The organism is Frankia torreyi, assembly GCF_000948395.1.
GTDB lineage: Bacteria > Actinomycetota > Actinomycetes > Frankiales > Frankiaceae > Frankia > Frankia torreyi.
In genome coordinates, this window is the sequence record NZ_JYFN01000018.1 from 112729 (window position 1) to 119065 (window position 6337).

Consider the following 6337-nt stretch of genomic DNA (forward strand, 5'->3'; position numbering starts at 1 on the left):
GGTGGAGGGAGCCAGCAGGCACGGGCTCGCCACCGCGCGGGCGACCCTCGACGAGGCCACGGCGACGCCGCCGGGCGCCACCGTCACCTCGGTGGATGCCAGTCGGGTCGCCGACGATCTGCGGGCCGTCGCCGACCTGCTCCATCGGGAGCCGACCGTGCGCCGCGCGCTGACCGACCCGGGAGCGCCCCCGACGGCGCGCACCGAGCTCGCGGCCAGGCTGCTCGGCCGCCAGCTCGACGCGGTGAGCCTGCGGATCGTGCAGACCGCGGTCTCGGCGCGCTGGTCCCGGCCGGTCGACCTGCAGTACGCGCTGCTTGAACTGAGCGTCGAGGCCCTGCTGGTCGAGGCGGAGCGGGACGGCGCGCTGGAGGAGGTCGAGGACGAGCTGTTCCGGTTCGCCCGGATCCTCGGCCAGCACCCGCAGCTCGCCCTGGCGCTGACCGACCCGGCCGCGCCGGCGTCGGTGAAGAACGCGCTGCTGGCCCGGCTGCTGTCCGGTCGGGCCCACCCGGTCACCCTGCGGTTGGCCCAGCAGGCCGCGGCCGACCGGATCCACGGTGACGTCGAGCGTCGCCTGGCCGACTTCAGCCGGATCGCCGCGGCCCGCCGGGGTCGGGTCGTCGCGATCGTGCGCACGGCGGTGCCGTTGACCGACGAGGTCATCGCCCGCCTGGGCGCGGCGATCAGCCGGTACTTCGGCCGCCAGATCCAACTTCAGGTCGATCTCGATCCCGAGCTCCTCGGCGGGATCGTGGTGAAGGTCGGCGACGAGGTGGTCGACGGCAGCGTGCTACGCCGCCTGGCCGCCGCGCGCCGGGCGCTGCTTCGATAGCCGGGTGGCGGTCATGACCATGGCGGCGCCCAGGCGACCTGCCCTGCCAGCGATGAACGACGAAGGACGTAAGCGATGACTGAGCTCTCCATCCGGCCGGAGGAGATCCGCGACGCCCTACGGGAGTACGTCGACTCCTTCCAGGCCACCTCCGCCGGCCGGGAGGAGGTCGGCCGGGTCGTCGTCACCGGTGACGGCATCGCCCGGGTCGAGGGTCTCCCGCACACGATGACCAACGAGCTGCTGGAGTTCTCCGGCGGCGTGCTGGGCCTCGCGCTGAACCTCGAGATCGGCGAGATCGGCACCGTCATCCTGGGCGAGGCCGAGCACATCGAGGAGGGGCAGGAGGTCCGCCGCACCGGCGAGATCCTCGCTGTCCCCGTCGGTGACGGCTTCCTCGGGCGGGTCGTCGACCCGCTCGGCCGGCCGATCGACGGCCTCGGCGAGATCCAGGCCGAGGGCTCCCGGGCCCTCGAACTGCAGGCGCCGACGGTCGTCCAGCGCCAGCCGGTCAAGGAGCCGCTGCAGACGGGCATCAAGGCGATCGACGCCATGACCGCCATCGGCCGCGGCCAGCGCCAGCTCATCATCGGTGACCGGCAGACCGGCAAGACGACGGTGGCCATCGACACGATCATCAACCAGCGGGACAACTGGGCCTCCGGCGATCCGTCGAAGCAGGTCAAGTGCGTCTACGTGGCGATCGGCCAGAAGAAGTCGACCATCCGCGAGGTGGTGAACACCCTGGAGGAGGCCGGCGCGCTGGCCTACACCACGGTGGTCGCCGCCCCCGCCGACGAGCCGGCCGGCTTCAAGTACATCGCGCCGTACGCGGGTTCCGCGATCGCCCAGCACTGGATGTACAACGGCCAGCACGCGCTGATCGTCTTCGATGACCTGTCCAAGCAGGCCGAGGCGTACCGGGCGATCTCGCTGCTGCTGCGCCGCCCGCCGGGCCGCGAGGCGTACCCCGGCGACGTGTTCTACTTGCACTCCCGCCTGCTGGAGCGCTGCGCGAAGCTCTCCGACGAGCTCGGCGGCGGGTCGCTGACCGGGCTGCCGATCATCGAGACGAAGGCCAGCGACATCTCGGCCTACATCCCGACGAACGTCATCTCGATCACCGACGGCCAGATCTTCCTGGAGTCGGACCTGTTCAACCAGGGCGTCCGCCCCGCCATCAACGTCGGCACCTCGGTGTCCCGCGTCGGCGGCAGCGCGCAGACCAAGGCGATGAAGTCCGTCGCCGGCCGGCTGCGCCTGGACCTCGCCCAGTACCGCGAGCTGGAGGCGTTCTCCGCGTTCGGCTCGGACCTGGACAAGGCCTCGCGTGACCAGCTCGCCCGGGGCGCGCGCCTCGTCGAGCTGCTCAAGCAGCCGCAGAACCAGCCGTACCCGATCGAGCGGCAGGTCGTGTCGATCTGGGCCGGCACCACCGGCAAGGTCGACGACGTGCCGGTGGCCGACGTCCGGCGGTTCGAGACGGAGTTCCTGGACTACGTGGGCCGGTCCCACCGTGGGATCTACGACGCCATCCTCGGCTCCGGCAAGCTCGGCGACGACACGATCCAGGAGCTGAACTCGGCGATCGCCGCGTTCAAGAACCAGTTCACGCTGTCCGACGGGAAGCCGCTGGTCAACGAGCCCGCCGCCAGCCCGCTCGACCCCGGTGCGGTCCGTCAGGAGTCCATCCCGGTTCACCGGGCTCCGGCACGCGCCAACGACGAGGGCTGATCCGTGGCGGGGCAGCTTCGCGAGTACCGGCGGCGCATCCGCTCGGTGCAGTCGACGAAGAAGATCACCAGGGCGATGGAGCTGATCGCGGCCTCCCGGATCGCCAAGGCCCGGGCACGGGTCGCCGCGGCCCGCCCCTACGCCGAGGAGATCACCCGGGTGATCGAGGCGGTGGCGTCGCAGACGACGATCAGCCACCCGCTGACCACCGAGCGACCCCAGCCCGCCCGGGCCGCGGTCGTGGTGATCACCAGTGACCGTGGGCTGGCCGGCGGCTACAGCTCGAACGCGCTGCGGCGCACCAACGAGCTCATCGAGCTGTTGCGCCTGGAGGGCAAGGAGCCGGAGCTGCACGTCATCGGCCGCAAGGGAGTGGGCTACTACCGCTTCCGTGGCCGGGCGATGAGCGGCGAGTACACCGGCTTCTCCGAGCAGCCGTCCTACGCCGACGCCAAGTCGGTCGCGGACGCGCTGATCGCCTCGTTCGTCGCCGCCCCCGAGGACGGTGGGGTCGACGAGATCCACGTCGTCCACACCGAGTACGTCTCCGCCATCGCGCAGAACCCGGTCGCGCGCCGGCTGCTGCCGATGGTGCTGACCGAGACCGATGAGCCACCGGCCGGCGGTCCGCTGCCCCAGTACGAGTTCGAGCCGTCCGCGGAGGCGGTCCTCGACGCGCTGCTGCCCCGGTACGTCGAGAGCCGCCTGTACGCGGCGATGCTCGAGTCGGCGGCGTCGGAGTCGGCGGCGCGGCAGCGGGCGATGAAGTCCGCGACCGACAACGCCGAGGACCTCATCCGCAGCTACTCCCGGCAGGCCAACCGGGCCCGGCAGGACGCGATCACCCAGGAGATCTCCGAGATCGTCGGCGGCGCCAACGCCCTGGCTTCGGCCTCCTGACGTGGACCGGCGGCGCACGATTCGGCGAGGACATCCGCCATGTCGTCGCGTCGCCGGACACATTGGGTGACACTGGTGCGTGGGGCATCACCGAAGGGTGGGGCGTCCTCACGCGGGAGGGCGCATCGTCGAGGTGAGACACCTTCGGGGGACGAGCACCCACCTCACCTCGAGTGCCCGGGCGAGACGACACCGACTGACCACAACGTAGAAGTACGGCGCCGACGGACGGCGGGCGGGGACGCGCCCACCATGCCGGCGGCGCCGGAGGTGCCAGAGAACGGCTAGCCCGAGGCTGCGGCGACGGGCAATGAGGGAAACTGAGGACGCCATGACCGTCACCACCAGCTCGCCGGCCACGGCGGAGGGCCGGACCCCGGGGATCGGCCGGGTCGCCCGAGTCATCGGACCGGTCGTCGACGTGGAGTTCGCGCCGGACGAGCTTCCCGAGATCTACCAGGCCCTCGAGGTCGACCGCACGATCGGCGGCGAGACGCTGACGCTGACGCTGGAGGTCGCCCAGCACATCGGCGACAACACGGTGCGCGCCATCTCCATGCAGCAGACCGACGGTCTGGTCCGCGGCGCCGCCGTGCGGGACACCGGCGCCCCGATCTCCGTGCCCGTCGGCGACGCGACCAAGGGCCACGTGTTCAACGTGCTCGGCACCCCGCTCGACGTCGAGAAGGTCGACGCCGAGACGCGGTGGTCGATCCACCGGCAGGCGCCGGCGTTCGACCAGCTCGAGTCCAAGACCGAGATGTTCACCACCGGCATCAAGGTCATCGACCTCCTCGCCCCGTACGTGCGTGGCGGGAAGATCGGCCTGTTCGGCGGTGCCGGCGTCGGCAAGACCGTCATCATCCAGGAGATGATCCGCCGCGTCGCCAAGGAGTTCGGTGGCGTGTCGGTGTTCGCCGGAGTCGGCGAGCGCACCCGTGAGGGCAACGACCTGTTCCTGGAGATGACCGAGGCCGGCGTCATCGAGGACACCGCGCTGGTGTTCGGCCAGATGGACGAGCCGCCCGGCACCCGGCTGCGGGTGGCGCTGGGCGCGCTGACCATGGCCGAGTACTTCCGGGACGTCCAGAAGCAGGACGTGCTGCTGTTCATCGACAACATCTTCCGGTTCACCCAGGCCGGCTCCGAGGTTTCCACCCTGCTCGGCCGGATGCCGTCCGCCGTGGGGTACCAGCCGACGCTCGCTGACGAGATGGGTGTGCTCCAGGAGCGCATCACCTCGACCCGCGGCCACTCGATCACCTCGCTGCAGGCCATCTACGTGCCCGCGGACGACCTGACCGACCCGGCGCCGGCGACGACGTTCACCCACCTCGACGCCCAGACGGTGCTCGACCGGTCCATCTCCGACCTGGGCATCTACCCGGCGGTGAGCCCGCTCGACTCGAACTCCCGGATCCTCGACGCCCGCTACCTGGGCCAGGAGCACTACGACACGGCCCGCGAGGTGCAGCGGATCCTGCAGCGTTACAAGGACCTGCAGGACATCATCGCCATCCTCGGCATCGACGAGCTCTCCGAAGAGGACAAGATCCTCGTCAACCGGGCCCGGCGGATCCAGCGGTTCCTGTCGCAGCCGTTCTTCGTCGCGGAGCAGTTCACCAACATTCCCGGCAAGTTCGTCCCGCTCGACGAGACCATCGACTCGTTCAAGCGGCTCTCCCAGGGCGACTACGACCACCTGCCCGAGCAGGCGTTCTTCATGTGCGGTGGCATCGAGGACGCGGAGAAGAACGCGGAGAACCTGTAATGCCGATCCGGGTGGCGATCGTCTCGCCCGAGCAGGAGGTGTGGTCCGGCGACGCCGACATGGTCGTCGCCCGGACCACCGAAGGTGATCTCGGCGTCCTGCCCGGCCACGTGCCGCTGCTCGGGGTGCTGGTCCCGGGCGGCACGGTGCGGGTCAAGACCGGCGGCCGGGAGATCTCGGCGCAGGTCGACGGCGGCTTCATCTCCGTCACCCACCAGGGCGTCAGCATTCTGGCCGAGACGGCCACGCTGAGCTGAGCTTTGCGGGGCCCCGCCGGGCCCCCGAACAGACCTGGCCTGGCCGGGCCGACCGAGGCAGTCACGGGCGCGTTCCCTGCGGGGGGACGCGCCCTCGCTCGTTCCCGGGATCTGCGTTCGCGGGCTCCGTGGGCCCGTCGCGGTCACATGTCCAGCAGGAACTTCAGCGCCTCGGTCATCCGGAGCAGGTGGTCGGGCCCACGACCCCGAGGCGGCGGGTGAACCGCTGCTGCGACACCGACTTGACGTCCTCGACCTTGGCAAAGCTCGTCTGGTGCAGTCCCGTGCCGCCGGGCGCGAGCTCGACGTGGGAGGGCAGACCCCGCCGGGTCCTGGTGACGGGGACAACGATGGACAGGCCCGCGCGGCTGCGGTTGAGCCGATCCGCGGACACGACCATCACTGGCCGGCGCAGCCCCTGTTCGTGGCCGATCGGCTCGCCGAAGTCAACTATCCATACCTCGCTGCGGCGAGGTGAGATCGCTCCAGCCCGTCCCGCAGGGCCGGCGACTCGGCCGACCGCTCGGCCTCAATGGCGTCCCAGCCGTCCGGATCGTCGGCGAGCTGCTCGTAGCCCTGCTCGAAGCCGCGCCAGAACAGCTCGCGCTCGTAGGCCTCGACGGCCTCGTCGATGATGGTCTGCATCTGCTGGTTGGTGGACGCCGCCAAGGCCGCGACCCGCTGCCGCGTCCTCTCGCTCACGCGCACCGTTGTACTCATGATCGCCAGTCTACCAAGCTTCGGTGAGAGGGCTTCCGCCTTTAGTCGGGAGGTGAATCGCCGTGTATTCGGGTAGAATTACAGCCATGCCCCGGTCGGTTCACGTCGCCCGTCTGTACC

At 70.6% G+C, this 6337-nt stretch carries 7 protein-coding genes; 5 read left to right on the forward strand and 2 right to left on the reverse strand.

The features are described from left to right. Nucleotide 1 precedes the first annotated feature (1 nt). The 5 genes from FF36_RS13460 (at nt 2) to FF36_RS13480 (ending at nt 5497) form a co-directional block, all read left to right on the forward strand. Nucleotides 2-835: a F0F1 ATP synthase subunit delta gene (locus tag FF36_RS13460; protein WP_044885386.1), complete on the forward strand. Its 834-nt coding sequence runs from the start codon at nt 2-4 to the stop codon at nt 833-835. Between the two features lie 75 nt (nt 836-910). Next, nucleotides 911-2569, forward strand: coding sequence for a F0F1 ATP synthase subunit alpha (atpA, locus tag FF36_RS13465; protein WP_044885387.1), 1659 nt, complete (start codon nt 911-913; stop codon nt 2567-2569). Nucleotides 2570-2572: 3 nt separating this feature from the next. Beyond that, on the forward strand, nt 2573-3469 hold the full coding sequence (locus FF36_RS13470) for a F0F1 ATP synthase subunit gamma (protein WP_044885388.1): 897 nt from the start codon (nt 2573-2575) through the stop codon (nt 3467-3469). A gap of 331 nt (nt 3470-3800) precedes the next feature. After that, nucleotides 3801-5240 carry a F0F1 ATP synthase subunit beta gene (gene atpD, locus FF36_RS13475; protein ID WP_044885389.1) on the forward strand — a complete coding sequence of 480 codons (1440 nt, stop codon included), beginning with the start codon at nt 3801-3803 and terminating at the stop codon, nt 5238-5240. Continuing rightward, on the forward strand, nt 5240-5497 hold the full coding sequence (locus FF36_RS13480; RefSeq protein WP_044885390.1) for a F0F1 ATP synthase subunit epsilon: 258 nt from the start codon (nt 5240-5242) through the stop codon (nt 5495-5497). The genes atpD and FF36_RS13480 overlap by 1 nt, the downstream gene beginning before the upstream one ends. A 175-nt stretch (nt 5498-5672) precedes the next feature. Here FF36_RS13480 and FF36_RS13485 read toward each other — a convergent pair whose 3' ends face one another. Next, the gene (locus tag FF36_RS13485) at nt 5673-5978 is read right to left on the reverse strand and encodes a type II toxin-antitoxin system PemK/MazF family toxin (protein WP_313949835.1); all 306 of its coding nucleotides are present in this window, start codon (nt 5976-5978) and stop codon (nt 5673-5675) included. Next, nucleotides 5948-6199 (reverse strand): hypothetical protein, encoded by a 252-nt coding sequence (locus FF36_RS13490; RefSeq protein ID WP_236706400.1) that lies wholly within the window; start codon nt 6197-6199, stop codon nt 5948-5950. Before FF36_RS13490 ends, FF36_RS13485 begins: the two co-directional genes overlap by 31 nt. Nucleotides 6200-6337: the final 138 nt, after the last annotated feature.